Genomic DNA, 26,447 nt, shown 5'->3' on the forward strand with positions numbered 1-26,447 from the left:
TCAGCATGGCTCAGCGGGCTTGGCGTATGTGATCTGTAAATGATATTTTATACCAAAGGGGTCAAAACATATGTTTCGACCCCTTTGGTATAAAATAGTAAAGTAGTATTATTTACAAAGCAGCTTCATAACGCTTGCTTATTTCTTCCCAGTTCAGGACATTCCAGATAGCAGAAAGATAGTCCGGGCGCTTATTTTGGTATTTCAGATAATATGCATGTTCCCATACATCGATACCTAAGATAGGAGTACCTTTTACTTCAGCTACATCCATCAAAGGATTATCCTGGTTTGGTGTAGACGTTACTTCCAACTGACCATCTTTAACGATCAACCAAGCCCAACCACTACCAAAACGAGTAGCACCGGCAGCGCTTAATTTTTCTTTTAAAGCATCCATTCCGCCTAATGTTTCAATAGCCGCCGCTAATTTTTCTGAAGGTTTACAAGCATCGTTGCACAATATAGTCCAGAACATGCTGTGATTATAATGTCCACCACCGTTGTTACGCACCGCAGCAGGGTATTTGGAAATATTGGCCATAAGCGCTTCTAAAGATAAATCCGCCGCATCTGTACCTTCAATGGCTTTATTCAGATTGTCAACATAGGCTTTATGATGACGATCATGGTGAATTTCCATAGTTAAGGCATCAATATGTGGTTCTAAAGCATCGAAAGCATATGGTAATGCAGGAAGTGTGTGTGCCATAATGTGTGTATTTAAATTTTTGTTTTTAAAAATGTGATTTCGCTTACAAATGTAACTTTTAAAAGTCTTTCGCAATATTGATTAATAATATTTTAAGATTACTTAAACCTATAATGTTCTTATTCAAGCTCAAGTGATGTTCCAAATGCTTATGCATTTTTGGTGTATTTCCGTTTCCGGAGATAGAGGTAAATGATCGCTAAAAGTGCAACCAATACCAAAGGCAGCCCTATCGCAATCATCTGCCATTTACTGCGCTCTGCTTCCGTGCGTTTCGGATCCAGAATGCGGTTTTCAAACGATTTAGCCCGCGCTTCCAGCAGGTTGTGATCATCTATTAAATAGGTCAGGCAGTTTTGTAAAAAAGTGACGTTATCAAAACGGTAGGTCTTATTAAACCGGTATACGCCCAGTTCCATCGCCTTATTGTCCGCCTCCGAAACCTCGTTCAATAAAATATCGGCGTCGCTTAAGACAATAATCTTAGTATCCTTCGCTGCGCCCGATTTAAAAATCAGGTTATGTGCAGCCATAAAGTTTTTTACATTATCCGAATACTGGTTCAAAAAAGCAGAAGTAAATTTGCCTTCCAGTAAAGCCGCAACCACCAGGTTTTTCTTGGTAAAGGTTGCCGGATTGGGCTCTTCCAGCACCGATTTGTACATAATCGCCGCCGGAGCACCTTCTGTCTTACTGTAAGCAGAAGACGTGAGTAAAGCCGTTTTGCTTACTTTGTCATTGTTTTTATTGAGATCAATACTACTGGCAAAACGCGCCAGAACACCATCCAGGTTTTTAGTAATCGGATGTTGGCTGGCACCGGCTTGTAATACCGGGAAATAAGGCCAGGAAAACATTTTCTGTTGCGCCTGTCCGCCAGATGCCACAGGAATCCCCGCATTATTGGCCGCATCTAAAACCAGATCATTATTGATGCGCGCACCATAATGAAAGAGCATATCGTTCAAGCCCAGTTCGGTAGGCATTCCTATAAATGTTTCCTTTTGGGCGAAGCTATCGATAGAGGCACGTACGGCGTCAATGGAGAAAAGCACCTTACCACCCTGCATAATATACTGATCAATTTTAAATAGATCGATATCCGAAAAAGCTTTGAAGGGACGGTTAATGATCACCGCCTTATATTTTGCCGGATTAAGGGCCACCTGGCTTTGAAGGTTTACCGTATCCAGCCCGTACTGCCGGCCAATAGTTGCCACAAGGCTACGGATCTCCGGGCCAAAAGCTTCTTCATTACCGGTCAGGTAAGCAATAAAGTCCGGTTGGTCTTTTTGTAATTGAAAGAGAGCATTGGCCAGGTTGTACTCCAATAACATTTCTGAGCGGTTCAGAATCGTTTTGGATAAAACCATAGAATTACTTTCCTGTAAAAATACCGGCATGATTCGCTCCGGAGCACCGTTTTCTGGCTTATAACGCACCAATGCCCAAGGGAAAACCATTTTCTGCTCCGAGCCCGCTTTGCCATTCACCGTTACCGGGAAACCGGTCATGTTGTATCGTGCTAAAGTACCGATGATCGCAGTGTCATCATCTTCAATTGGGTCTACAAAATCATAGCTGATCTTGTCGTTACTGTTATGGCTAAAGGTTTTGAGCAATTCTTCGGTGCTGACCGATAAATTTTTAAAAGCAGCCGGGATATTATTACCCTTTAAGAAAACCGTAATATGTGCTTTCCCTTTCAAGCCGTTTAAAAATTGCTGTGTTGCTTTAGTCGTACTGTATTTCTGATCGCGGGTCAGGTCCAGTTGGGTCGACCAGCGGTAAGAAGCCACATTGATTAAAACCAACAAAGCAATTACTCCTAATAATTTAATGAGTAATTGCTTTTTCTTTTTGTCATTCGATATAATATCAGACATACTATTTTTCTAAAATAAAATTGATAAGAATAAGATGGTTATTCCGCAGCACCCCTGGCTTTCAGTTCATCTCTGAATTGAATGGCCAGATCATAATCCTCATTATCTAATGCTTTTTGCATCATATCCTGTAATTCGGCAATGGTATAATGGCTTAAACTGGATTTTGCGCCTGTTGCTTTTTTCGGTTTAGGGCTTGGTTCCGGTGTTTTGGCAGGATTGTCCAATGCCGCAGAATCCGTTGGCTGTTCTTCCGTAAAGCCTGCAGCTTCGTTCAGGATATTTTCGTACGTATAAATAGGGCTGCCACAGCGAATCGCAAGGGCGACCGCATCGGAAGTCCGGGAGTCAATTTCCATTACTGCTCCCTCTCTGTTACAAACCAGTTGGGCATAAAATATACCTTCCGATAATTTGTAAATAACAACTTCCACCAGTTCTATATTAAATGAAGACATCACGCTGCTCATCAGGTCATGCGTCAACGGGCGTGCAGGCTTTATCTGTTCTAACGCTACGGCTATAGATTGCGCCTCATAACTACCGATCACAATGGGAATACGTCTTAATCCACCCACTTCACCCAAAACGACAGCATAAGACTGCAACTGGGTAACACTACTCGATAAGGCAACAATTTCTAAAGGAATCTTATTCATCATAACAATGCAAAATACACAAATCTTGTGCTAAACGGTAAAGCTAATAAATTATTCAGTTTTAATTAAATTTAAAATAGGTTAATCATCCATATAAGCAAATAATTAAGTCTCTGAAAATGGAAAAATGAGATTATCTTCTTATCTTTTCGCGCATTTTTAAATGAGTCTATTTTTTTGATTACTAAGGCAATATTCCGCCTCGTTTTCAAGTTTATAAAACATGAGCGTAAGCTGTATGTAAAATACCCTTATCACAACGTCAAAACCATATCATCTATGCACCTTCCAAAAATAATCGCGACAATTACCTTACTCCTTTTTTGCTTTACAAATAGTATAGCCCAAAAAGATGGAACGATTCGGGGCACGTTTGTCGATAAGCAGGGCTTACCGGCCGACAATATGGTGGTGACTTTATTAGGCCCGGATACCCTTACTGTGATTCAATCAGGATTTACCGACTCGCTGGGAATTGTTGAGTTTAAGGGCTTGGCTTATCCTAAAGGTTATTTTGTGTCGGTAGACGATATGGGCTATCAACCCTATCGCAGTGCGCTGTTGTCCCTTGATGAAACTGCCAATAAAGTGATTGCGCTACCCAATATAATTTTGGAAAAAGGCAACAGCAAATCGCTGAAGGAAGTAACCGTTACCCAAAGGGTCCCTTTTGTCGTACAGAAAGTAGACCGGACGGTGGTGAATCCCGATGCCCTGATTTCTAATGCAGGAAGCAGCGCCCTGGATGTTTTGGCCAAATCGCCGGGTGTAATGGTAGGTCAGAATGGAGATATCAAGTTTAAAGGGAAATCAGGAGTCACTATTTTTATCGATGATAAACCAACTTATTTAACCGGGACCGAACTGGAAAATTATCTTAAATCCCTACCCTCTAATGCGATTAAGCAAATAGAACTAATGACGAACCCTCCGGCTAAATATGAAGCCGCGGGCAATGCGGGCGTCATTAATATTGTTACCAAAAGAAATAAGCTAAGAGGTTTGAATGGTAACCTGAGCCTGAATTATGGGCAGGGCCGGTATGCCAGAACAAACGATAATGTGAACCTGAATTACAACACGGCTAAAATTGCCTTGTTTTCCAATATCAGTTTTAGTCAGGGTAATACGTATCATGATCTGACCATTAAGCGGCATTTCAAAAATGCCGATCTGAGTCCCAAATCAGGGTTTGAACAAAATACCTACCTTAAATCATCATCGACCACGTATAATGTAAAGCTGGGTATGGATTATTACCTAACCGAAAAAACAACGATAGGGATCACAACCAAAGGTTTACTGAGTAAAGTGAAGCAACCCCGATACAATAAAGCCCTGGTGACCGATGCGGCCGGTGTGTTGACCCAAACGGTCATTGCCGATAATGTAGAGCTGGTCGATTTTAAAAATGGAACCATTACCGCTAATTTCAGGCACAAGTTTGATAAACCGGATCAATCACTGACGGCAGATCTTGATTATGTAAATTATAACTCAACCATCGATCAGCGTTATAAAAATGATATCTTCCTGCCAGACAACACAAACATTTATAAGGATAACCAAAACGGGCACTTACCGGCACAAATTCATATCTATGCCTTTAAGAGCGATTATACGATGCCCCTGCAAGGAAATGCTCGATTGGATCTTGGCGTAAAAACCAGCTATACCACCACAGACAATAACGCAATCTATACCATTACCCAGGATAATATCACCAAAGAAAATAACAATTTAAGCAACCACTTTTTATACAACGAGTGGATAAATGCGGCTTATATTAATTATTCAAAATCGTTTAAAAAGCTCGATATACAAGCCGGGTTAAGGTTTGAAGATACACGCCTGCAAGGCAAGCAACTAGGTAACCCGGTAAAGCCATACGCTGAATTTAATAATGACTACAACGGATTTTTTCCAACGGTTTACCTCAGCTACAAGCTGGATAGCCTGGGGACACAGAATTTTAATTTATCCTATGGCAAAAGAGTAGACCGTCCTTTTTATAAAGACCTGAATCCGTTTTCCAGTCCTTTAGATCAATATACCTTCTACGAAGGAAATCCATACCTGAAACCTACTTTTGCCCATAATTTTTCCTTATCCCATAACTATGGAGAATTACTGACTACTAATTTATCCTATAGCTATACCAAAGACCGGATCAATGAAACAATTGAGATCAAAAACGGTATTTACTACAGCCGTCCGGGCAATATAGGTGCCAGCCACCAGTACACCCTTTCGGTACAAAGCAAATTTAACCTTGTCAAATGGCTGACTACAATCATCTATTCAGAGGTGAGCTATACACAGTTCAAGAGTAAGCTGTATACCCAAACCCTGAACTCCAAAGGAACCTATTGGTATATCAACGCCAATAACATTATCCAGCTTTCCAAACAATGGAGTGCAGAAGTAAGTGGGATGTACATGACCCCTTCAGTAGATGCACAGTTTACCATTGGCCAGTTTGGTTATATGTCTGTAGGCTTACAGAAAAGCGTCTTAAAAGATAAGGGCACTTTGAAGTTCAATTTGAGTGATGTCTTTTTTACCAACCAGATCAGGGGTCGGATTAATAATTTGGACCTGACCGATGCCAATTGGTATGGGCCGACCGATAGCCGCGTGGCCTCCCTTACTTTTAGCTATAGATTTGGAAATAATACCAATAAAAAAGCCAAATACAATGGCTCCGGCTCCGAAAGTGAGCAAGGCAGGGTTAAGATGTAAAATTGTATCTTAGTGTAGATTTTGAAAAAGCTATTCCTATATATATTGCTCCTTTGTTCGGTCACCCATAATGCTTGGGCACAGGACACGGTGCAGATTTATGCCTTTGTCAACCAGCTTTATAATCCGGGTGCAACTTTTAGACTCAATATTTTCAAATCTGACTGGGGTAATTTTCTATTGCGAAAACCCTACCTCATTGATGAAACAATTTGTGCCAAAATTAAAAACGCTGATGTTTCAGATACCACATCCGAAGTCAGTTTCGCACATTGGACGGAGACTCCCAAAGAGGTCGTCGCGGAGCTGTACCAACATTGCCGGGCATTAGATCGTCTGTGGCAACATCGTTTTCTGTGGCAACAGGCAAAAGTGCAAAAATACTTGCTGGTAGACCATGCAAAAGATAAAATACCCGCCACCGTGCTTGATAAATTGTCATTAAATGCACAGGAAAAAGCCACAGTACGTAAGCATATCCTGGATTGGAATAAAACGGCAATAGCAGATCGCCTCATTAATTATTGCAGTATTCCGGTGTTTACCGATGATGGTAACTATGCCTTGATCGTGATAGGGCAGGATGTGCGTAGTGAAGGAGGCTGGGACAGCATCTTCATTTTCAAAAAAACAAAGGGACAATGGCTGCGGTTAGACATGCTCCGCCTGTCAGAGATTTAGGCTCGCAATACAAAAGAAAAAATTAAGCTGTCTAAACCTTACAACAGACAGATGATAAACAGTACCAGAATGTAATCAATGATATTATGAACATAGAAATACTGCAAATAGAAGATATCAGCATCGCTGAACTGGTGTCGGAAGACCGGGTGATTCATACGGTGGAGGATGGTATGGATCTGCTGGGGAATGTCTGTTTTCAGGGGATTGATAAGATGATGATACACGAAAAAAATATTAGTCCCGATTTCTTTGACTTGAAGACCGGAATGGCCGGCGAATTACTACAAAAATTTTCCAATTACCGCGTGCGTTTGGCGATCATCGGAGATTTTAGATTCTATACAGCGCAAAGCCTGCAAGATTTTATGCTTGAGAGCAACAAGCGGGGACACATCAATTTTGTGGCCTCAAGACCGGATGCCATAGAAACCTTGCTGCGCCATCATTAATATTTTCTTTAGTACAGTTATAAAAGAAGACTCCTTCTGCCTAAGGCAAGAAGGAGTCTTCTTTTATAACTCACGTTTCAATCTGTTCTTATATAACGAAGCTTAGAATAAAGTAGGTGCGCTATCTGTATCATTATCTTCCTCCGTTTGCTCCGTTGCTTGTGCCGTTTCTTTCAATTCTGGAAAAGTCGCATCAATCTGCAACAGATCATTATCACAAAGTTTGGTACCAATCGTTTTCCAGCCCGTAATCTCTACATGCTCTGCCGGTTTCCATTCCTGGGTTTCGGCATCTGCCTTCTTCTTCCCTACATAAATGGTCAGGGTGGGTTCAGGATGGGTGGTCACAAATTTCAGGTAATTTTTATTACCCTCTTTGATGAATAAGAATTTATTTTTCAGGGTTTGCGTCTCCACTCTAAAGCGCTTGATATTGAATTGCTTCTTATCATTGTCAAAATATACTGCAGTGATGGCCTCATTGGGTAGCCATTTCTCAATAGCCAGAATGTTTTCCGTTTCATAACGATTGCTCAGTTCAAAATCGGTCAATTCATAATGCCCGTCTTTATAGAAGACAATAATACGATCTTCCGTATTGAAGCTGCCTAACAAAACACCATAACCATCTGTATTTAAGCGGCCCACTTGGGCATCATACCATATTTTCGGTGCTGATAAAGTACTTCTGCCTTGCTCTTTGAATTTTACCTGGCGCACCGGGTATTTCGTAACCTGGTTGCCCTGAGAGCTTCTGCCCTTAATAGACAGCTCTTCAAAATAAAAATCAAAAGTCTTGATCCGCGCAGAGCTGCCCGGCGATAAGGTTATACTCACAACTTCCGCTTCCCCATTCGCATTGGACGTAAAGTAAGTAATCTTACTGCCTTTATTACCCTTGGTGAGGTCATATTCCTTATCCCGGGTGATGCCGGTTACGTTAAAGCGTTTCGCATATACAATGCCACTCGTGCCATCCATATACATCATGTTGTACGTGGTACGCTCATCGCTCTTCCGGAATACATCAAGGTGTATAATATCCTTGCCGACAAAGGTTTTGTCGGCAACTTTAGTGACCATCATGATCCCATCCTTACGGAAGACGATGATATCATCAATATCCGAACAGTCACAAACAAATTCATCTTTCTTCAGAGAAGAACCGATAAACCCTTCCTTACGGTTTACATATAACTTCGTATTCGCGATGGCCACTTTAGTCGCCTGAATCGTATCAAATACTTTAATCTCTGTTTTGCGCTCTTTTCCCTTGCCGAATTTCTTTAGCAGGTTTTCATAATAAGCGATTGCATAATCATTAAGGAATTCAATATTGTGTTGTACTGTCTTGATGTCTTCTTCAACTCCTTTAATATGTTCATCAGCCTTGAAGCCATCAAACTTGGAAATACGCTTAATCTTGATTTCCGTAAGCTTAATAATATCTTCCTGTGTGATGTCTCTGCGAAACAATTTTTTGTAAGGACTCAATCCTTTGTCAATTGCCGCTAAGACCCCTTCCCAGGTGGTTTCTTCCTCTATGTCGCGGTAGATTCTTTTTTCAATAAATATTTTTTCCAGAGAGGAGTAATGCCAGTCATTTTCTAATTCCTTAAGCTTTATCTCCAACTCCTTACGCAGCAAATCTTTAGTATCGGCTACAGAATGTTTCAGCAAATCAGAAACGCCGACAAAGTGCGGTTTATCTTTAATGATGATACAGGCATTTGGAGAGAGGGAGATCTGACAATCAGTAAAGGCATACAAGGCATCAATCGTTTGGTCGATAGATACGCCTTGCGCCAGTTGTACGATCAGTTCTACTTCGGCAGCCGTATTGTCCGTTACACTCTTAATCTTGATCTTTCCTTTTTCATTCGCCTTCAGGATGCTTTCTATCAGTCCCGAAGTGGTGATGCTATAAGGCACATCTTTGATCGATAATGTTTTCTTATCCACCTCTTCAATATGCGCTCTTACCAAAACTTTACCTCCGCGGGCACCGTCATTGTAATTGCTTACATCTGCCATACCGAAAGTCAGGAAATCGGGATGCAGCGTAAAAGGTTTTCCTTTTAAATGTTTAATAGCAGCATCGATGATTTCCAGAAAATTATGCGGTAATATTTTGGTCGAAAGGCCGACGGCAATACCATCAGCGCCCTGAGACAAGAGCATAGGGAATTTCATTGGCAAAGTAGACGGCTCGTTTTTACGGCCATCATAGCTCAATTGCCATTCCGTTGTTTTTGCATTAAAAGCGACTTCCAGCGCAAATTTAGATAAGCGCGCCTCAATATAACGGGCAGCAGCAGCACGGTCTCCGGTACGGATGTCGCCCCAGTTGCCCTGCGTTTCAATTAATAAATCCTTTTGGCCGATATTCGTGATCGCATCTCCGATACTGGCATCACCATGGGGGTGATACTGCATCGTTTGCCCGATAATATTGGCTACTTTATTGAATCGTCCGTCATCCATTTCCTTCATCGCATGCAGAATACGGCGTTGTACCGGCTTCAGACCGTCTTCAATAGCCGGCACCGCCCGCTCCAAGATTACATAGCTTGCATATTCCAGAAACCAACTCTCATACATCTTATCTACAGAAGCGGCACTCTCCTCATGCGAGGCCTCCTGCGGTAAATCTTCCGGTAATTCCATTTCACTCATTAGGATCGATATAAAAATTTAGATTGCGAAATTAACTAAAATAGAGCAGATTTGTTTTGTGAGTTAAAGCCCATCTAAATTAATGTTTTGCACATCCTGAATCAATTAAAATCGTTAATTTGCTCTTTGAAAATAATTTGAATATGTCTTTGAGCAAGAAAATAATCTTAGGTCTTGGCTTGTGTGGACTGAGTTTCAGCACATTCGCGCAGTTTAACAATGGCGAAGCAGATAAATTTTTCGAGATTTCTAAAAACCTGGAGATCTATACCAATATCTTAAAAGAACTGAACACCTTCTATGTAGATCCGATTAATCCGGGAAAAATGACCAAAACCGGATTGGATGCGATGCTCAACGAATTGGATCCTTATACCAATTTCATTACTGAAGCCGAGGCAGAAGAATTTGAAATGCAGTTTAACGGAAAATACGGGGGCGTGGGTACTACCGTCAAAATAGATTCTACCGAAAATATTATTATAGATGCCATACGGGAGAAAAGCCCGATTGACAAAGCCGGCATAAAACCCGGAGATATTATCGTTTCGATAGACGGGAATATGGTCAAAGGCAAAAAAGATGAAGAAGTAGGCCTCCTATTAAAAGGTGCTCCGGGAACGAAATTAAGCATTGTGGTTAAAAACCCGCTTACCGGAAAGCAAAGCACCAAAGAAGTGACCAGAGAAGAAATTACGATTGCCTCTATTCCTTATTCCGGTTTTGTAGATCAGGATAAGCAGATCGGCTATGTGCTTTTATCACAATTCACGCCCAATTGCGGCCGCGAAGTGCGCAATGCCTTGGATTCGCTAAAGGCAAAAGCCAATGGAGGACTTAAAGGGATTGTCTTAGACCTTAGAGGTAATCCAGGAGGCTTGGTGACCGAAGCCGTAAACATTTGTAACCTGTTTGTCGATAAAGGCAAACTGATTGTAAGCACAAAAGCCAAACATCAGGAGTGGAGCAAAGAATATCCCTCTTCCAATGAGCCCTGGGATGTAAATATACCGCTGACTATTTTGATTAATGGCAATTCTGCTTCTGCTTCCGAAATCGTATCCGGTGCTTTGCAGGATTTAGACCGAGCGGTGATTATCGGCAGCAAGAGCTTCGGTAAAGGATTGGTACAGGTGGTAAGGCCGGTTGGGTACAACTCCCGCCTGAAAGTGACTACTGCAAAATATTATATCCCTTCCGGAAGGTGTATACAAGCTTTGGACTATACCCACAGGAATGAAGACGGAACAGTAGCCGCTGTGCCCGATTCCCTGAAAAAACCATTTAAAACCAGCATTGGCCGTACGGTATACGATGGCGGTGGCATCGAGCCGGATGTGAAAATAGAAAGCGAATATTATAGCCTACTCTCCTCCAAACTGCTGAAAGACGATTATGTCTTTAACTATGTGACTAACTATTATTATAATCATCCCACAATTGCACCGGCCAAGGAGTATCGCTTTTCTGATGCTGATTATACAGACTTCCAAAACTGGTTGATCAAAAATAAATTCAAATACGAGACCCGTAGCCAATATATCCTTAACGCCGTAAAAAAGAATGCGGACGAAGAGAAAAATTTTGATAAAATCAAAACAGAATACAACGCACTGCTTGCAAAGATTGAGTCAGAGAAAAAACAGGATTTTGTCAAAAATAAAGCGGAACTGCAGGAGATCTTATCCTCCGAAATCGTTTCCAGATACTATTATCAGAGGGGACAGATAGAAAATCAGTTGAACAATTATAATGCAGCATTAAAGAAGGCTGTAGCGTTGTTAACGACTGATAAAGAAGCATATAAACAAGTATTAAAAAAATAAAAAAGATGTAAATAAGGGGAAAGGAATGATATTTAAAAAAAATGACCTAATTTCGCCACCTCAAATATTTATATTAAACATTTAAAAATGGAATATAGACAAATTGTAGCAGTAACCGGTTTGACAGGGCTTTATCAATTAGTAAGTACGAAGAACGACGGCGCTTTAGTGCGTAGCTTAACGGATAAGAGTATCAAGTTTGTATCATCTAGAGTACATCAGATAACACCCTTAGAAAGTATCGAAATCTATACCTACAGCGAAAATGTGCGTCTTCATAACGTATTAGAAAGTATGAAGGAAAATGATGCTTCTATTGCCGCTTTGATTGCGAATAAGAAAGCATCCAGTAGTGATTTTAGAGCCTATTTTGCGACCGTTCTGCCGGAATTCGATCAGGAACGCGTATATGTAAGCGATATCAAAAAAGTAATGAAATGGTATGAGTTGTTAAAAGCTAACGACTTGTTGAACTTCGAAGTGTATACACAAGAAGTAGTGGATATGGGTGATGTGGTATTGGAAGATCAGGAAGCTGAAGTAGTTGAAGAAGCGCCTAAGAAAGCTGCTAAAAAAGCAGTGAAAGAAGAAAGTGAAGAAAAACCTGCTAAGAAAGCTGCTAAGAAAGCGGTGAAAGAAGAAGGGGAAGAAAAGCCTGCTAAGAAAGCTGCTAAAAAAGCAGTGAAAGAAGAAGGTGAAGAAAAACCTGCTAAGAAAACAGCAAAGAAAAAAGAAGACTAATCTAATAGTATTTAATTCCTTATAAAAGACCGGCGCCTCGTATTACGAAGCGCCGGTCTTTTATAAGGAAAAACTTAAGAGTATGCATCCTGGTGGAATTCCGGGAAGGCTGTTGTATTACGGGTCTCTTTAGTGGCTAATAAATTATTGGAACGGCGTAACACGAAAAAGACGATAGAGGCAATAAAGGAAGCAAATACGAAACCAAGTATCCAGATCACCTTTGTACCCTCACTGATCGTCGGATTTCTCGCAATGAACACAATACCGAGCACTTTATTAAGCAGGCTGGATATAGAGAGTACAATAAGCGAAACAATAAGGGTAGGGCTAAGGAGCGTTTTGAAGAGTAAGAAGGGATTACCCATATAAGGCTCATTGAGGCTCGGTTCGCCGGTATTGGGCATCAGGGTAATGAGCTCAAAAATGCCACTCATATAGGCCGCAAAAAATATGATACCGGAGACGATGCTGAGCACAAATGCCGTAATAAATAGTTTGTATAGATGCATAAAGTCCTGATTTTTTATAAAAATAAGTAATCCTGACCTTGTTTCATAAAATTTATAGCGGGAAATGTCGGGCTCAATGGTCTGAGCAAGAGAATAGCATAGCCCTTACTTAGAGAAAGCGCTTTACAATTCTAAGGTTGTGGGTGCGTTTTTTATACTTCACACTAATGATGCCCCCATTGTCGATCGCATCGATGACCACGCCACCGGATACTTCCGTTGCATGCATAATCGTCGCATTATCCAATAAAATACCGACATGCGTAATCTGCCCCTCTGCGTCGTCAAAGAACGCTAAATCACCACAAAGCGCTTCTTGTAGGAAACCTACTGTTTCTCCTGCCTCCGATTGTTGCCGTGCATCCCTGGGAATAGCGATATTGATCATTTTATACACCATTTGTGCCAAACCCGAACAATCGATGCCTAAACTGGAGCGACCGCCCCATTGGTAAGGACTTCCATAAAAACACATGGCAGCATGCCTGATGGCTTCATCGGAAGTAGTCAGGCTCGAAACTGCGGCTTTTTTTCCTTTAAACTTTGAAAGGGCATCAAGCCAGGGAAAGACACTTCTCTTGAGTCCGAATAAGTCAGAGCCAGGGGAAAGCAATACAGCACCCTGGGGGCTTATTAACCTGTCTTGGGTGGTTGTATTCAGGTATTTGTTCGGTTTGCGATATTCTTTAAAGGAAAGTAGTTGTACCTGGCCGGCCAAAACCCAGCCTTCGTAATGATCCCATGCGCAAACAATATACATCCAGTTGCCCTCCTGACGCATCACCTCTGCACGCTCACCGAATAATAACTGGGAGACCATTTGGGAATGGTGTGTAGCTTCGGAGCGTATGGGTGCCGCAGGCACAGAACAAACGACGTAAGAGAAAATCATGCTTCGATTCTATGGAGTAAAAAAAGTGCAATAAAGATCGTATTTATTGCACTTGGTCTGTATTTATTATTTGTTATTTTCTGCTAGAAAGCGGTCCAGCGCAGCGACCATGGAGGGTGCATTGGGCACCGGTGCCTTGATCTTTACCTCGTAGCCGACATCTTCCAGTGCTTTTTGTGTCGTGTTGCCAAATCCACCGAAGACAATATGTCCTTGCTTGAAGTTAGGATCAACACTTAAAATAGCATCCACACCAAAAGGACTGAATAAGATCATTGCATCGTATTTAGCGCCTTTCAGGATTGTTTCCATATCATTGGGAACCGTACGGTACAAAATCGCTTCAGCAAACTGGTATTTATTTTTGATTAAGCTTGGAGAGATGTCATTCTTCGTATTTTCCGAAACCGGTATCAGGAACTTCTCAGAGTCTTTATACTTCGCCAATACGTCCATTAGGCCATCTACAGAACCATCGGCAGAAAAGAAAACTTTGCGCTTACGGTACAGGATAAACTTCTGGAGATATAAAGCAATGGCCTCGGTAATACAGAAATAGCGCATCTCCTGAGACACTTTGAATTTCATTTCCTCGCAAATACGAAAAAAGTGATCTACCGCATTACGACTATTTAAAATAACCGCGTTGTACTCCGATAATTCGATCTTTTGCTTTCTGAATTCTTTTGCAGGAAAGGGTTCAAGTTTGATAAACTGATGAAAGGTAAGTTTTACATTATGCTTTCTTTCCAGATCATAATAAGGAGATTTTTCACTCTCTGGTCTGGGTTGGGAAATTAAAATGCGCTCTACTTTTTTTACAGCAACTTTCTTGGCAGCAGTGGCCTTCTTGGGTTGTTCCGACTTTGCTTCTGCTACAGCGGTTGCTGTAGGTGCTTTTTTGGATACAACTGCTTTTTTTGTTGCAGACTTAGTAGCTTTTGCCATTTTCAGAGTTATAAATAAATGATATTTTTAATGCTAACTATTAACGACTTTATGAGGTGTATTATTACCTTATACCAAAGTATTAAAAGTAAGTTTTACTAGAATCGCTAAGGGCAATAATTCCGAGGCGCAAAAGTACATAAAAAAATGGAATTTACTATACTGGAAAAAAGAACCCAGTGAACTCCAAGACCTTGTGTATCGATTAATTAGCAATATCCCCGTCAGTATCAATGCAATAGCTAACATTAGGCGTAGCCAGCCACCATGGCCAAAGGCCAAAATAATAGAGAAAGGCAGTAATACAACCGCCAGTATTTTATTTATGAGGAAAACATTGTAGGTATACGCTTCCGTAACAGATGCGATTTTAAACACCCAGCCTACAAATTTTAAGAGGAGGTATTTAACGGTATAAACTGCGGCCACTAATAAGATCAGGCCACATAAAATCAGGTTGGGCGAGTAGCTCGCATGTTGCACAATAGTCGTTTGCGTAAAGAGCAAGGCGTAGAGAAAAAAGCCGATAGAAATGCTGAAAAAAATATTCATGGCAATATTAGCCTGAATATTTTGCTCTATCTGTTCCCGTAGCTGTCTTTTGTTCATCAACGGACTGGTAAATGCATTGTATAAATGCCGGAAATAAGTAGGAAAGATCAGCCGTAAACTACCGAGTACAAAAAGCAGCAATAAAACCAGGTAAAAGCTGCTGGTCTTATTCACAAAGGTATGGGGCTTCTCTACCTGGCTAATGACCTTCACCGCCTTACCCATCATCGGATGCGTGGCAAAATGAGCAGAAAATGCACTGTCCGCTTTCACCTTAATGAGCGCCTCCGGAATGTTATATCCATACAGTTCCTTAGCGTCAGTTGTACCTGCTAAAAACAGGCTTAGGATCGTAAGAAAGAAAACGATGATATATGTATGTTGATTCTTAAACTGCAATTTAGAAAAAGTAAAAGGTTTGTATAGGTACAAAAGTATAATTTTAATCCAATATAGTTCTGTCATATTTAATCTTCAGTTTCACTATACTACAGACAGCAGCGATCTTGCAGGTTTCCGTACGAAAACAAATACAGACCATTTCCTTTACTTATATTTGCTACTTATTATTAAAAATAATTTTTGAGATTTGTGGATATAAGCTATAGCACGGAAGAGCATTTTATCATGAATACCGTTTCTGCGGCAGCAGCGCAGTTGGGTGTATCAGCATACCTTATTGGTGGATTTGTAAGAGACAAGATATTGGGTAGGGCAACTAAAGACATCGATATCGTGTGTGATGGAGATGGAATTGCCTTGGCACATGCCGTAGCAGACCTGCTTCCAAACAAACCCAAAGTTTCATTTTTTAAAAACTTTGGTACCGCACAGTTGATCATTAAAGGAATAGAAGTAGAGTTTGTCGGTGCACGTAAAGAATCATATCGGGAGCAATCCCGTAATCCGGAAGTATCTCCGGGAAGCCTGGAAGATGATCAGAAAAGAAGAGATTTCACAATTAATGCCCTGGCCGTCAGTTTGAATAAGGCAGATAAAGGCACTTTTATCGATCCCTTTGACGGTTTGCTGGATATAAAGGATAAGATCATTCGTACGCCTTTATTGCCGGCGCAGACCTTTAGCGATGATCCTTTGAGAATGATGCGCGCGATCCGTTTTGCTGCACAATTACAATTCCATATAGATGTCAATTGTTTTGAAAGTATAAAATCTCAGAAAGACCGGATTAAGATTATCTCTAAGGAGCGTATTGCGGAAGAGTTGAACAAAATCGTCATGAGCCCGAAACCCTCTGTCGGCTTTGATCTTTTATTCCGGACAGGTTTGTTAGAGCTTATCCTGCCACAGCTTGCCGCTTTATCCGGTACCGAATATGTAGACAATAAGGGGCATAAAGACAATTTCTATCATTCCATCCAGGTACTGGACAATATTGTACCCAATACCGATAACTTATGGTTACGCTGGGCAGCACTCTTGCATGATATAGGCAAGGCACCCACAAAAAAATTTGAAAAGGGTCATGGATGGACCTTTCACGGGCATGAAGTGGTTAGCGGCCGCATGATTCCTAAGATCTTTGGGAACTTGAAGCTACCGATGAATGAGAAGATGGAGTATACCAAGAAGATCATTGAATTGCACCATCGGCCGGTAGCCCTTACTAAAGAAAATATTACCGATTCTGCTATCAGAAGGCTATTGTTCGATGCCGGAGATGATATTGATGACCTGATGACTTTATGTGAAGCAGACATTACTTCTAAAAATGCGCAGAAAGTAAAACGCTTTCTGGAGAATTTTGAAATTGTAAGGCAAAAGCTGAAAGAAGTAGAGGCAAAAGACCAAATCAGGAACTGGCAGCCACCGATCACAGGAGAAGAGATCATGGAGACTTTTGGACTGGAACCTTCCAAAGCGGTCGGCACCATAAAGACGGCCATCAGAGAGGCTATTTTAGATGGTATTATTACAAATGACTACGCCGCAGCAAGGGCCTTTATGATTACATTTGCGGAACAACTTGGACTAACCATAAAAACATAAAATAATGCTATTTAAATTCTTTGAATCAGACAGCTATTTCATCGATGAAAAAGTAAACTTCATGAAATTTGCAAATGAGTACAAAATTTATGATAACCAAGCCATCCAAATCGGAATGGTAAAACAACGCCTGAGCGGCGGGCAAAAAGCCCTGCGTTTGTTGTTGAACAAAGCCATGTTGCCCTTTCACCTCGAAATTCAAAACCATGAAGGTGCGGTACAATCCAGTATTAAAAGAGGCTGGACCTTCTTTATGTCTAAGATCTCCGTTTTTGATGGTAATGATACCTTAGTAGGAACGATTCAGCAGAAATTTAAACTATTCAAACCTACGTTTAAAATCTTTGATCCTCATGGTATTCAGATTGCGGAGATTACCGGCGATTGGAAAGCCTGGAATTTTAGCATTAAGGATGCTCAGGGCAGTCAGATCGGTACGGTAAATAAAAAATGGGCTGGACTGGCAAAAGAGTTCTTCACCACTGCAGATAAGTACAATGTAACCATAGATCAGGCTTATCCGGAAGACAATAATAAAATATTAATCCTCTCCAGCGCGATTACGATTGATATGGTGCTGAAAGAAGCAAAATAAGGCACAAGGCTTAGCCGGAAATGATATAAAAGGGAAAGGAGTACTATTGCTAGTACTCCTTTTTTTCGTGGTGATAAGGTGTGGTTATTATTTTCGGTCACTCATCATATAGATCACTTTATCTTTTTTACCTAAGAAGTAAAATAAAGAGAACTGAATCGTGGGTTGTTGATATAAATTGGTAGATAAAGCGGAAGTACCCTTAACATTATTCCATAACGTCTGGCTCATTCTTAAATCCAGGCTTATGTTTTTAGACAGGTCATAAATACATCCAACGGTATAGCCCAGTCCGAGCCTTGAGCGGAAATCATTTGTATTGATGCTTCCGGACGTAGCCGTAAACGGAGACAGAGAAGTAACCGCTTTCGCAGCTTCTTTGTTTTGGTTCAGCAGGGCAGTGTAATTTGCAGGGAAAATATAGCTTGCATTCAAACCTCCTAATAAAGACAACTTACTTAATTGATACCTTAAGGTAACCGGCAACTCAAAGCTGGATATACCTTTTATCTGGTAGCTGTTTTCTTTTACATTTTGTGTAGCGCTGTAAACCGTTTGTCCGTTTATTGAGCTGCTGCTTTGATTTTCATAAGTATTGAACGATTCTGCAATGCGTTTTTGCAATACATTACTGTGTGCATATTTTAATTCTACACCAAAAGAAAGACGTTCTTTCAACTCATAATATCCACCCAGGCTAAAATGATACCCGGTTTGCATCGGAGAACCTAAGCTAGTATTAAATCCTGCTGCCGCACCGAAATAATACGGTTTTTGCATGCTAAAGTAATTATTCATGACATCATAAAAACGTCTTGCAAAACTACCTTTCTGTTCTGTAGTACTGCCTACTTTATAAGAACTCAGCGGTTCCAGGCTTACATTAGATTCTGATTCATTAGCATTACGACCGGCATTATTGTTACGCACATTGCTTAAAAACTTAGCAGGACGCGCTTTGATCCAGAAACCCGCATCTTTGCTGGTAATGGCTAACAATTGCAGTTTATCGGTACTGTTAAGCGGGGCTAATTGTACTCTGGTATAGCGAATATTCTTAGTCGTATCGATAATAACTTTAGCGACGGTCTTCGTTTCCTCATTTCTAACCACGTGCTTAGTCGTATGGATTTCATTTACCGCTTTGGCCGTTTCTTTATACCATTGCTCATCTTTGGTCAGTACATATTTATTTTTATTGTCCAATACTACTGCGGCATAATTGCTGTCAATAGCCGCTTTAGGACGGTACATATTTTTATCAATAGAAGCCAGAGCGACATCACCATTATGAATGGATGTGTTTTGATTATCCGCTACAGACTGGTTTTGTCCTGAACCTGCAGAAAGCGCTTGTGCAATGGCATTATTGGCTTTTTGTTCTTTCTTGCTTTGACGCATAACAGAAGCCCTTGCAACAGTAGAAGAAGGTTGTATTACTTCTTTACCGCTATTACCATTGGGGCTGTTTGTTGCAGTCACATCGGTATTCAGATTATGTGCAAGACCTGCCGCACCGGATCCCGCTCCGGCAGCTGAATTTGTTGTATTGGCAGCAATAACCCCCACACCACTTTGATGGTTCAATTTATCCTGAGGATTCAACTTATTATTAGCGGTAGCTGTAGCCACTCCCGTAGCTGCATCTCCAATAGTTTGATCCATGTTTGTGCTCGCATTGTCTTCGCTGGAGAAAGCATATGGATCGGTTTTATACTGCCATGTAACCGCACCAGCACCCATACCGAGGGTCAGTAATGCCAATGCCACATAACGGCTAAAGTTACCGCTACTCATCCCACCGCCTATAGGACTTGCCTTCTCTAGCAGACGCTGCATATTATTCCAAGCGCCGGCAGGGATACGTTCCTCCTTGTCAGCCTTGCCTTTGAACAGGTCGTCTACTTTTACATATTCGTTATTACTCACAGCGATTATTTTTTTAAATGTAAACCTTGTTTTTGAATCTTTTCTTTCAATATTTTCCGGGCTTCAGACAGATACCATTTTGAAGTACCCTCGCTAATGCCTATATTCTTAGATATTTCTTTATGTGATAAATCCTCGAAAACATACATGTTAAATACGATCCTTGCCGTTTCCGGTAAATTATGGACCAGTTTCATCAGATCATCATAGTACATATTGCTTGCAGCATCCTTCAGCACAAATTCATCTTTCTCTACCAGCAACACATTATCACTATATTTTACCTGCGATTTTGCAAAATCCGATACCGAGTGGAATACGATTTTACGTAGCCAACCCTCAAAAGACCCCTTAAATCCATAGCTTTCGATTTTTTGAAAAGCACGTAAAAAACCATTATTTAAGATTTCTTCGGCAAGTTCTGTGGCGGGAAAATATCTGCGGACCATACCCATCATTTTAGGATAAAATAATTCGTACAGCTTCGCCTGTGCGCCTCGTTCATTGCGCACACAACCAGTAATTAACGCTTCTAATTCGTTCGTACTTGTCAACACATTATAATATGCCAAGGAAATTGACAATATGCTATTTTTTAGTTTTGTTATACTAATAGACAGCCTCTTTTGCCAATTCGTTGGGGATAATTTGAAAATGATCAAAGCAAATTGATGCTTTACCGTCTGCAAAATTAAGTATTACATTATTGTGAAGGAAATTAATTCAGCATCTATATCCTTAAGTGCTTATATTTATATAGTAACAACCAACTTTTAGAAAAATAATCTTGTCTTCTGAATATGTTAACCCCTTGTTATAAGGATGATCTGACTTTTATATGAAAAAATTATATACATACTTGTGTATTTGTGTCTTATATTTTTCCTTTATTGCTATACCCATACACTCCCTGGCGCAGGGAGAGAACAATAACTGGCATTTTGGCTTTGGTATGGGGATAAACTTTAATGTACTGCCGCTTGCCGTACAGCAGAGCCAGTTGAATGTGACGGAATCTTCTGCCGCGGTCAGCGATGCTCAAGGGCAGCTCTTGTTTTATACGATGGGCTGTAAAATCTGGGACCGGAATGGGGTACAAATGCCTAATGCAGATAATCTGCTGGGTAACGGGCCGGTATATAACGGAGTGCCGAGAGGTTCCGGATACCGGAGTACACATATTATTAAGCATCCCGGCAATCCGAATTTATATTATGTAATCAGTGGAGATGCCAATGAAGATCAAACCCATAAAATCTACTACTCGCTGGTAGATATGAGCCTGAATAACGGCCTTGGAGATGTCGTGGCCGGACAGAAGAATATACAGTTTATGAGTAATGGTTCCGAATATTTAAGCGTCTTCCGGGGCAACGATTGTAAGAGCTATTGGCTGATTGTAAGGGCGGAAACGGGCCAGCCAAGACCTATTCATGCATTTAAAATTGACGTGAACGGATTTAATACCACACCGGTCATTACGTATCCACCGCCTATGAACTCGGGAGGCTATGATGAATTCTTGTTGTTAAGCGATCTGTCCACAGCAATAAGCGCCAATTTTAATGCGGTGATCAAAGCAAAATTTGACGGATCTACCGGGCAGTTTTCCAGCTTTCAGATCATCCCCAATTACGTGACGGGTGCCGGCGAACCTAATGGCAATTATGCCTTAAGCAAGGATCGCTCTAAATTATATATTGTAGAATCCTATTCCAGTAACGTGTATCAGTATGATGTCACGCTTTTAAATAATCCGCTAGCCTTTCGGAATTCCCGGACTTTGGCCATTACCGGTGCCGGTGTATGGAATCGGTTCACCCATATGCGTGCTGGTCCTGACGGGCACTTATACCTGATTCGAAACGGTACTTCCGGCGGATCTCCCTCATCTGGCATCGCACGTATGACCAATGCAGATCAACCGGTAGGTAACTCCGTGTATGACAATAACTTTCTAGACTACTTCCAACCTTGGGGCACCTATAATTACAGCTACATGATGTTGGGTATGGAAGTAGAGGTTAATCCCGAGCGCGATACCATTATCAACTCCGTAAAAGATACCATTGTATGTTTCGCCGATAAACTTCAACTCAGTGCCTATGATCATAATGCTGGTTATTACATTTGGAATGATGGCACCCAAGGCATGTTAAAAACCGTTGAACAGGATGGTACCTATTGGGTATATAGTACCGATAACTGTCGTACGCTGATCGATTCTTTTCATGTGACCTTCACCCGTTTTGAGTTAAAACTGCCCGCAGATACCGCACTTTGTATAGGTAAATCTATTTTAGTTGATGTGACACAGCCCAATGTAAATCAATATCTCTGGAATGATGGAGATCATAATAGTATAAAAAATATAAGTCACGAAGGAACTTATTCTGTAACCGCAACCTCCGGAAAATGCGCCATTTCAGATACATTTAAAGTAAGCAGTATAAGGCCTTCAGTTCAGATTCTGGGCAACGATACCACTATTTGTAATAACAATTTGATTGATGTCAAGGCGGTCGCCACACCGGAGAGCGATTTTACCTGGAATAATGGTATACAAGGTGACATAATCAGGCCGCAGCAGGATGGCCTTTACATCGTAACGGCCACTAATACTTGTGGTAGTTATAAAGATTCAATATATATAGAGGTCAGCGATTGTATTTGTGATATAAGGATGCCCAATGCCTTTTCGCCCAATGGAGACGGCCGCAACGATATATTTAAACCCGTAGCATCGATGGGTTGTAATTTTATGGCTTATACCATGTATGTCTATAATCGATACGGGCAAATCGTGTTTTATGCCGATAATGTGTCCAAAGGCTGGGATGGCTATTTCAACGGAAAACCGGCAGAAGCGGGCGTTTATATGTATACCGTTTCGTATACCGATCGGTACACTAAGGAAACAAAGTTTATGAAAGGAGATGTTATTGTGCTCCGATAACATACCCGTCTTTAGTTTATTTGATACCACTACATTCCCTCTTACCTGCAATAATGAAACATTATTCCGGTGGAGGGAATTTTCTTTAAAATTTATTTGCTTGTTTGCAATATAAAATTAACTTTGTAATTCAAAGTACTTTATATGAATGCAAATAAAGAAGAATCTTTACAGGTCTTAAGCGATATTAGAAGTATGATGCATAAGTCATCGCGCTTTTTATCGTTGAGCGGTTGGAGCGGAATATGGGCTGGCGGTACCGCATTGATCGCTGCTTTTATCGCACATATCTTGCTGGCACGGCAGGCTTCAGAAAGACTTACTTACGAGGAACACAGCTTTAGAGGGGTATTTTCGGAATATAACCTTCCATTTATCGTACTGGCGGCGATCACCTTCTTGGTAGCCTTGGCCGGAGCCCTGTTCTTTACCTACCGGAAAAATAAGCAACAAGAGCAGGCGACGATAACCGCTGCGGCTAAAAAATTAGTCATCAGTATGTTTATTCCAATTGCCGCCGCAGCCTGGCTTATTATACAATTCATTCAAAATGGAGATCTTTATTATATTGTTCCGGCGACACTAATTTTTTATGGTTTAACCTTAATCAACAGCAGTAAATATACCTTCACCGACATTCGCTATTTAGGGCTTTTGGAAGTAGCCTTAGGATGTATCGCTGTTTTATTTCCCGATTGGGGTCTGTACTTTCTGGCATTTGGTTTTGGCGTATTACATATATTGTATGGTATTATTATGTGGCAAAAATATGATCGTAAATAGGTATGAGAAAAGAACTGGATCAGCTCAATAAGATTTTTGACAGCCGTATACGTATTGGTATCATGAGTGCTTTAATCGTCAATGAAGCCATTAACTTCAACGATTTAAAGGCTTTGGTAGATGCGACGGATGGTAACCTGGCCTCGCATCTCAAAACATTAGAAGAGCATAAATTCATCATTGTAGAAAAAGGGTTTATTGGCAGAAAAACCAATACCATATATAGCATTACCGTAGCCGGTGAGCAAGCTTTTCGTGCGCATATTGATGCACTTGAAAAAATCATTAAAAATCTACACTAAATTTTTTTCCCTAAACACTTTGAAATACAAAGTACTTTCTATGAAAACAATTTTTCACATTTGGATTACCGCAATTATTTATGAAGCCATCATCTTTGGTCTGTGGCAACAAGAACCTGTTTTGAGCCTTCTGATCCTCCCCTTTGCCTTCTTCGGCGGCTTACCCGGACTGTTCCTCTTTATTATAAGTATGTCTGCCATTAAAACGGCAGACCTGAAGCCATATCATAAAGCAATCCTTATCCTCTTGAGTACCTTATTTGCGGCAAGCGCCACCCTGTATTTGTTCTTTTTGCTGATAGACAGGAGTGCCTTTGAATGGGGATTTTTTTGGATGGCCAATGGCGCTGCTCTATTGGGGGGCTTTACATTTTGCAAAACCGTTTATAAAAAATATATTAAAAATGAATCTTAAAAAGCTAAGAGAAGGTGTGCTGGTCTTCATGGCACATAAGATGGGCTTGCCCTATTTCCGGCTCATCCGAAAGAAACCCAGTTTCCCTTATACAAAAGAGCAACTTGCTGCCATGCCGGAAGGCTCCGTAGGTAAAACGATGTATGTGTTTTTTCAAAAAAACAACTTGGATCTCTTACCCTATTATGAAAAGCATGATATCAAACATGTGGTGCTGGGTTATGAGGCTGATGAGGAGGGGGAAGTATGCTTACAATGCTTTATGCTTGCCAATGGCCGCATGACTATTCCTGTCTGGATCGCAGTTGGCTATGGTGTGGTGACCATGCCCGAATACTGGGCAGCATTTTATAAAGCCTGGATTCGTGGGAGACGAAACAAATCGTTGCAGCAAACAGACTGGTTTGCGCTTATTCCCCAACCCCTGTATGAAGTGCAGCACGCGCTCTTAAGGGTATCATAAACCGAAGCATTTTTAGAAAAACGATAAATCAAATTAACTACTTAATTCATCAATTAAACCAATTCATCATGGACAATCAAAATGTCAATTTTACACCTGCAAATGATAAAGGCGAGAGCAACAACAAAGCTTTATGGAAAGGAGCGATCATTAGCATTTTCGTACTCGCCTTATTGTTACCAATCTCCTATATTAAAGACCTGATTGCAGAGCGGGCAGGACGACAGGCCGAAGTTACGGAAGAGGTGAGCAAGAAATGGTCAAATCCGCAAACCCTTACGGGTCCCTTGTTAGCCATACCTTATTATGAACGAGTGAAAAAAGAAGGAAAAGAGCATACACAAAAATCAATCGCCTATTTTTTGCCGGATGACCTGCAGATAGACGGAGCGATACAACCGGAGATCAGAAACCGGGCCTTATATAAGGTAGGGCTAATGAAGTCTGAGCTGCTCATGAAAGGGACTTTCAAACCCATTAACCTGACGGCACTGGAATTAAACTCGGAAGACATGCTTTGGGGCGAAGCAAAACTGATCCTGGGCTTGACTGATATTAAAGGTCTGTCCAAAGATGTACAGCTCTCCTGGGGGACACAGGCATTGATGATGAGGTCTGGGATACCTCAAAATAACTTTGCCAATAATGGCGTCAGCATTCCGGTCAGCGTAAATGCAGGTTCCGAGACCGGTTTTAATATTAAATTATCGCTGAAAAGCTCAAAGTATATCTATTTCAACGCCTTGGGGAACAATACCGATATTCATTTAAAGTCAAGTTGGACCGCTCCTTCATTTGAAGGAATGCCGGATACCACAGAAATTGATAAAACCGGCTTTAATGCCCATTGGAAACTGGTGCAGGCCTCCCGTGGGTATCCGCAGCAATGGAAAAACAACTCTGTAAACCTATCCGGATATGCCTTAGGGGTGCGCTTCGCCAATGCAGACGAAAACTATATCATGACAGAGCGTATCGTAAAGTATGCAATCCTGTTCATCGCACTTACCTTCGCCATCTTCTTTCTGATTGAAATGTTACAGAAGCTACAGATTCATCCCTTACAATATGGTTTGGTCGGTATCGCCTTGTGTATCTTCTATATATTGGTCCTATCCATATCAGAATATGCGGGATTTAATACTGCTTACGCGATTGCCAGCTCCGCCACTGTAGCGCTCATTGGCATGTATGTATGGAGTATTTTCCGGAAAACATCCGTATCCCTCGCGTTTACCTTTGGACTGGCCATCTTATATGCCTATATCTTCTTCCTGATACAATTAGAAGAAATGTCCCTGATTTTTGGAAGTGTGGCGCTATTCCTTGTTGTTGCAGCGATTATGTTCTTTACAAGGAAGGTTAACTGGTACAATCTGGGTAAGCGAGTGGCGTAATAATTATATTCCATACACGCTTACAACCTATCGATTTATGATGGGATATAATAAGAGCGGCCGGTATTGATACGGGCCGCTCTTATTATATATAGTATAAGCACTGTTGGTATAGCGTATTGATTATCGTAGCCGTCTGCGTGTTATAATAGTATGATCGTGTTTGTATCATGTATATATAATGTATAGTGTCTTATTGATAGAATGTTGTTGCTTATGATGCATTTCCGAGTGGGGATTGTGCTTTATGGCGCATCATTAAACCAGTTTATGGGCTACCAACACGATAAACATTATTTATTTCAAAAAAGATTTCAT

At 41.0% G+C, this 26,447-nt stretch carries 23 protein-coding genes; 13 read left to right on the forward strand and 10 right to left on the reverse strand.

What is annotated here, in order from left to right; genetic code table 11:
• Nucleotides 1–112 precede the first annotated feature (112 nt).
• The 3 genes from DBR32_RS13310 to DBR32_RS13320 all read right to left on the reverse strand — a co-directional run bounded on the left by DBR32_RS13310 (nucleotide 113) and on the right by DBR32_RS13320 (nucleotide 3,260).
• Nucleotides 113–712: a superoxide dismutase gene (locus DBR32_RS13310; RefSeq protein WP_124636822.1), complete on the reverse strand. Its 600-nt coding sequence runs from the start codon at nucleotides 710–712 to the stop codon at nucleotides 113–115.
• Nucleotides 713–861: 149 nt separating this feature from the next.
• Nucleotides 862–2,598, reverse strand: a complete 1,737-nt coding sequence (gene gldG, locus DBR32_RS13315) for a gliding motility-associated ABC transporter substrate-binding protein GldG (protein WP_124636823.1) — start codon at nucleotides 2,596–2,598, stop codon at nucleotides 862–864.
• A 38-nt stretch (nucleotides 2,599–2,636) separates the two neighbouring features.
• A complete protein-coding gene (locus DBR32_RS13320; RefSeq protein WP_233559738.1) occupies nucleotides 2,637–3,260 on the reverse strand; it encodes a bifunctional nuclease family protein in 624 nt (207 codons plus the stop codon).
• A gap of 276 nt (nucleotides 3,261–3,536) precedes the next feature.
• Between DBR32_RS13320 and DBR32_RS13325 the strand changes: the two genes are divergently transcribed.
• From DBR32_RS13325 to DBR32_RS13335, 3 genes are all read left to right on the forward strand, one after another.
• The gene (locus DBR32_RS13325) at nucleotides 3,537–5,999 is read left to right on the forward strand and encodes an outer membrane beta-barrel protein (protein WP_124636824.1); all 2,463 of its coding nucleotides are present in this window, start codon (nucleotides 3,537–3,539) and stop codon (nucleotides 5,997–5,999) included.
• Nucleotides 6,000–6,020: 21 nt separating this feature from the next.
• Nucleotides 6,021–6,680: a hypothetical protein gene (locus tag DBR32_RS13330; RefSeq protein ID WP_124636825.1), complete on the forward strand. Its 660-nt coding sequence runs from the start codon at nucleotides 6,021–6,023 to the stop codon at nucleotides 6,678–6,680.
• Nucleotides 6,681–6,766: 86 nt separating this feature from the next.
• The gene (locus DBR32_RS13335; protein ID WP_124636826.1) at nucleotides 6,767–7,132 is read left to right on the forward strand and encodes a DUF4180 domain-containing protein; all 366 of its coding nucleotides are present in this window, start codon (nucleotides 6,767–6,769) and stop codon (nucleotides 7,130–7,132) included.
• A 102-nt stretch (nucleotides 7,133–7,234) separates the two neighbouring features.
• Here DBR32_RS13335 and DBR32_RS13340 read toward each other — a convergent pair whose 3' ends face one another.
• The gene (locus DBR32_RS13340) at nucleotides 7,235–9,808 is read right to left on the reverse strand and encodes a DNA gyrase/topoisomerase IV subunit A (protein WP_124636827.1); all 2,574 of its coding nucleotides are present in this window, start codon (nucleotides 9,806–9,808) and stop codon (nucleotides 7,235–7,237) included.
• Between the two features lie 149 nt (nucleotides 9,809–9,957).
• Here DBR32_RS13340 and DBR32_RS13345 point away from each other — a divergent pair, with 149 nt between their 5' ends.
• Together DBR32_RS13345 and DBR32_RS13350 are read left to right on the forward strand one after the other, a co-directional pair.
• Nucleotides 9,958–11,634: a S41 family peptidase gene (locus DBR32_RS13345; RefSeq protein WP_158605996.1), complete on the forward strand. Its 1,677-nt coding sequence runs from the start codon at nucleotides 9,958–9,960 to the stop codon at nucleotides 11,632–11,634.
• An 87-nt stretch (nucleotides 11,635–11,721) separates the two neighbouring features.
• A complete protein-coding gene (locus tag DBR32_RS13350; protein WP_124636829.1) occupies nucleotides 11,722–12,375 on the forward strand; it encodes a DUF5606 domain-containing protein in 654 nt (217 codons plus the stop codon).
• Nucleotides 12,376–12,449: 74 nt separating this feature from the next.
• Here the strand turns inward: DBR32_RS13350 and DBR32_RS13355 are convergent, their stop codons facing one another.
• The 4 genes from DBR32_RS13355 to DBR32_RS13370 all read right to left on the reverse strand — a co-directional run bounded on the left by DBR32_RS13355 (nucleotide 12,450) and on the right by DBR32_RS13370 (nucleotide 15,744).
• Complete coding sequence (locus DBR32_RS13355; RefSeq protein WP_124636830.1) at nucleotides 12,450–12,887, reverse strand: hypothetical protein; 438 nt, start codon at nucleotides 12,885–12,887, stop codon at nucleotides 12,450–12,452.
• Nucleotides 12,888–12,996: 109 nt separating this feature from the next.
• Nucleotides 12,997–13,779, reverse strand: coding sequence for a C40 family peptidase (locus DBR32_RS13360; protein WP_124636831.1), 783 nt, complete (start codon nucleotides 13,777–13,779; stop codon nucleotides 12,997–12,999).
• Between the two features lie 66 nt (nucleotides 13,780–13,845).
• Entirely contained in the window at nucleotides 13,846–14,727 is an 882-nt protein-coding gene (locus DBR32_RS13365) for a uroporphyrinogen-III synthase (RefSeq protein ID WP_124636832.1), read from the reverse strand.
• Nucleotides 14,728–14,796: 69 nt separating this feature from the next.
• The gene (locus tag DBR32_RS13370; protein WP_124636833.1) at nucleotides 14,797–15,744 is read right to left on the reverse strand and encodes a DUF4271 domain-containing protein; all 948 of its coding nucleotides are present in this window, start codon (nucleotides 15,742–15,744) and stop codon (nucleotides 14,797–14,799) included.
• Between the two features lie 126 nt (nucleotides 15,745–15,870).
• Here DBR32_RS13370 and DBR32_RS13375 point away from each other — a divergent pair, with 126 nt between their 5' ends.
• Together DBR32_RS13375 and DBR32_RS13380 are read left to right on the forward strand one after the other, a co-directional pair.
• On the forward strand, nucleotides 15,871–17,289 hold the full coding sequence (locus DBR32_RS13375) for a CCA tRNA nucleotidyltransferase (RefSeq protein WP_199724491.1): 1,419 nt from the start codon (nucleotides 15,871–15,873) through the stop codon (nucleotides 17,287–17,289).
• 4 nt (nucleotides 17,290–17,293) lie between these two features.
• Nucleotides 17,294–17,884 carry an LURP-one-related/scramblase family protein gene (locus tag DBR32_RS13380; RefSeq protein ID WP_124636834.1) on the forward strand — a complete coding sequence of 197 codons (591 nt, stop codon included), beginning with the start codon at nucleotides 17,294–17,296 and terminating at the stop codon, nucleotides 17,882–17,884.
• A gap of 87 nt (nucleotides 17,885–17,971) precedes the next feature.
• Here DBR32_RS13380 and DBR32_RS13385 read toward each other — a convergent pair whose 3' ends face one another.
• A complete protein-coding gene (locus DBR32_RS13385) occupies nucleotides 17,972–19,813 on the reverse strand; it encodes a hypothetical protein (protein ID WP_124636835.1) in 1,842 nt (613 codons plus the stop codon).
• A gap of 5 nt (nucleotides 19,814–19,818) precedes the next feature.
• On the reverse strand, nucleotides 19,819–20,397 hold the full coding sequence (locus tag DBR32_RS13390; protein WP_124636836.1) for an RNA polymerase sigma factor: 579 nt from the start codon (nucleotides 20,395–20,397) through the stop codon (nucleotides 19,819–19,821).
• A 254-nt stretch (nucleotides 20,398–20,651) separates the two neighbouring features.
• Here DBR32_RS13390 and DBR32_RS13395 point away from each other — a divergent pair, with 254 nt between their 5' ends.
• The 6 genes from DBR32_RS13395 to creD all read left to right on the forward strand — a co-directional run bounded on the left by DBR32_RS13395 (nucleotide 20,652) and on the right by creD (nucleotide 26,129).
• Complete coding sequence (locus DBR32_RS13395) at nucleotides 20,652–22,769, forward strand: gliding motility-associated C-terminal domain-containing protein (RefSeq protein WP_124636837.1); 2,118 nt, start codon at nucleotides 20,652–20,654, stop codon at nucleotides 22,767–22,769.
• Nucleotides 22,770–22,913: 144 nt separating this feature from the next.
• Complete coding sequence (locus DBR32_RS13400) at nucleotides 22,914–23,552, forward strand: hypothetical protein (protein WP_124636838.1); 639 nt, start codon at nucleotides 22,914–22,916, stop codon at nucleotides 23,550–23,552.
• A 2-nt stretch (nucleotides 23,553–23,554) separates the two neighbouring features.
• The gene (locus DBR32_RS13405) at nucleotides 23,555–23,854 is read left to right on the forward strand and encodes a transcriptional regulator (protein WP_124636839.1); all 300 of its coding nucleotides are present in this window, start codon (nucleotides 23,555–23,557) and stop codon (nucleotides 23,852–23,854) included.
• 40 nt (nucleotides 23,855–23,894) lie between these two features.
• On the forward strand, nucleotides 23,895–24,269 hold the full coding sequence (locus DBR32_RS13410) for a hypothetical protein (RefSeq protein ID WP_124636840.1): 375 nt from the start codon (nucleotides 23,895–23,897) through the stop codon (nucleotides 24,267–24,269).
• Nucleotides 24,259–24,732: a hypothetical protein gene (locus DBR32_RS13415; protein WP_124636841.1), complete on the forward strand. Its 474-nt coding sequence runs from the start codon at nucleotides 24,259–24,261 to the stop codon at nucleotides 24,730–24,732. Before DBR32_RS13410 ends, DBR32_RS13415 begins: the two co-directional genes overlap by 11 nt.
• Nucleotides 24,733–24,800: 68 nt before the next feature.
• A complete protein-coding gene (gene creD / locus DBR32_RS13420; protein ID WP_124636842.1) occupies nucleotides 24,801–26,129 on the forward strand; it encodes a cell envelope integrity protein CreD in 1,329 nt (442 codons plus the stop codon).
• Nucleotides 26,130–26,447 lie beyond the last annotated feature (318 nt).

The sequence above is a fragment of the Taibaiella sp. KBW10 genome, assembly GCF_003852495.1.
Classification (GTDB): domain Bacteria; phylum Bacteroidota; class Bacteroidia; order Chitinophagales; family Chitinophagaceae; genus Edaphocola.

What these genes read in the sequence shown, in the direction of transcription:
- DBR32_RS13310 (WP_124636822.1), bottom strand. Translation starts at nt 712, where the DNA reads ATGGCACACACACTTCCTGCATTACCATATGCTTTCGATGCTTTAGAA.
- gldG (WP_124636823.1), bottom strand. Translation starts at nt 2,598, where the DNA reads ATGTCTGATATTATATCGAATGACAAAAAGAAAAAGCAATTACTCATT.
- DBR32_RS13320 (WP_233559738.1), bottom strand. Translation starts at nt 3,260, where the DNA reads ATGATGAATAAGATTCCTTTAGAAATTGTTGCCTTATCGAGTAGTGTT.
- DBR32_RS13325 (WP_124636824.1), top strand. Translation starts at nt 3,537, where the DNA reads ATGCACCTTCCAAAAATAATCGCGACAATTACCTTACTCCTTTTTTGC.
- DBR32_RS13335 (WP_124636826.1), top strand. Translation starts at nt 6,767, where the DNA reads ATGAACATAGAAATACTGCAAATAGAAGATATCAGCATCGCTGAACTG.
- DBR32_RS13340 (WP_124636827.1), bottom strand. Translation starts at nt 9,808, where the DNA reads ATGAGTGAAATGGAATTACCGGAAGATTTACCGCAGGAGGCCTCGCAT.
- DBR32_RS13350 (WP_124636829.1), top strand. Translation starts at nt 11,722, where the DNA reads ATGGAATATAGACAAATTGTAGCAGTAACCGGTTTGACAGGGCTTTAT.
- DBR32_RS13355 (WP_124636830.1), bottom strand. Translation starts at nt 12,887, where the DNA reads ATGCATCTATACAAACTATTTATTACGGCATTTGTGCTCAGCATCGTC.
- DBR32_RS13360 (WP_124636831.1), bottom strand. Translation starts at nt 13,779, where the DNA reads ATGATTTTCTCTTACGTCGTTTGTTCTGTGCCTGCGGCACCCATACGC.
- DBR32_RS13365 (WP_124636832.1), bottom strand. Translation starts at nt 14,727, where the DNA reads ATGGCAAAAGCTACTAAGTCTGCAACAAAAAAAGCAGTTGTATCCAAA.
- DBR32_RS13370 (WP_124636833.1), bottom strand. Translation starts at nt 15,744, where the DNA reads ATGACAGAACTATATTGGATTAAAATTATACTTTTGTACCTATACAAA.
- DBR32_RS13380 (WP_124636834.1), top strand. Translation starts at nt 17,294, where the DNA reads ATGCTATTTAAATTCTTTGAATCAGACAGCTATTTCATCGATGAAAAA.
- DBR32_RS13395 (WP_124636837.1), top strand. Translation starts at nt 20,652, where the DNA reads ATGAAAAAATTATATACATACTTGTGTATTTGTGTCTTATATTTTTCC.
- DBR32_RS13400 (WP_124636838.1), top strand. Translation starts at nt 22,914, where the DNA reads ATGAATGCAAATAAAGAAGAATCTTTACAGGTCTTAAGCGATATTAGA.
- DBR32_RS13405 (WP_124636839.1), top strand. Translation starts at nt 23,555, where the DNA reads ATGAGAAAAGAACTGGATCAGCTCAATAAGATTTTTGACAGCCGTATA.
- DBR32_RS13410 (WP_124636840.1), top strand. Translation starts at nt 23,895, where the DNA reads ATGAAAACAATTTTTCACATTTGGATTACCGCAATTATTTATGAAGCC.
- DBR32_RS13415 (WP_124636841.1), top strand. Translation starts at nt 24,259, where the DNA reads ATGAATCTTAAAAAGCTAAGAGAAGGTGTGCTGGTCTTCATGGCACAT.
- creD (WP_124636842.1), top strand. Translation starts at nt 24,801, where the DNA reads ATGGACAATCAAAATGTCAATTTTACACCTGCAAATGATAAAGGCGAG.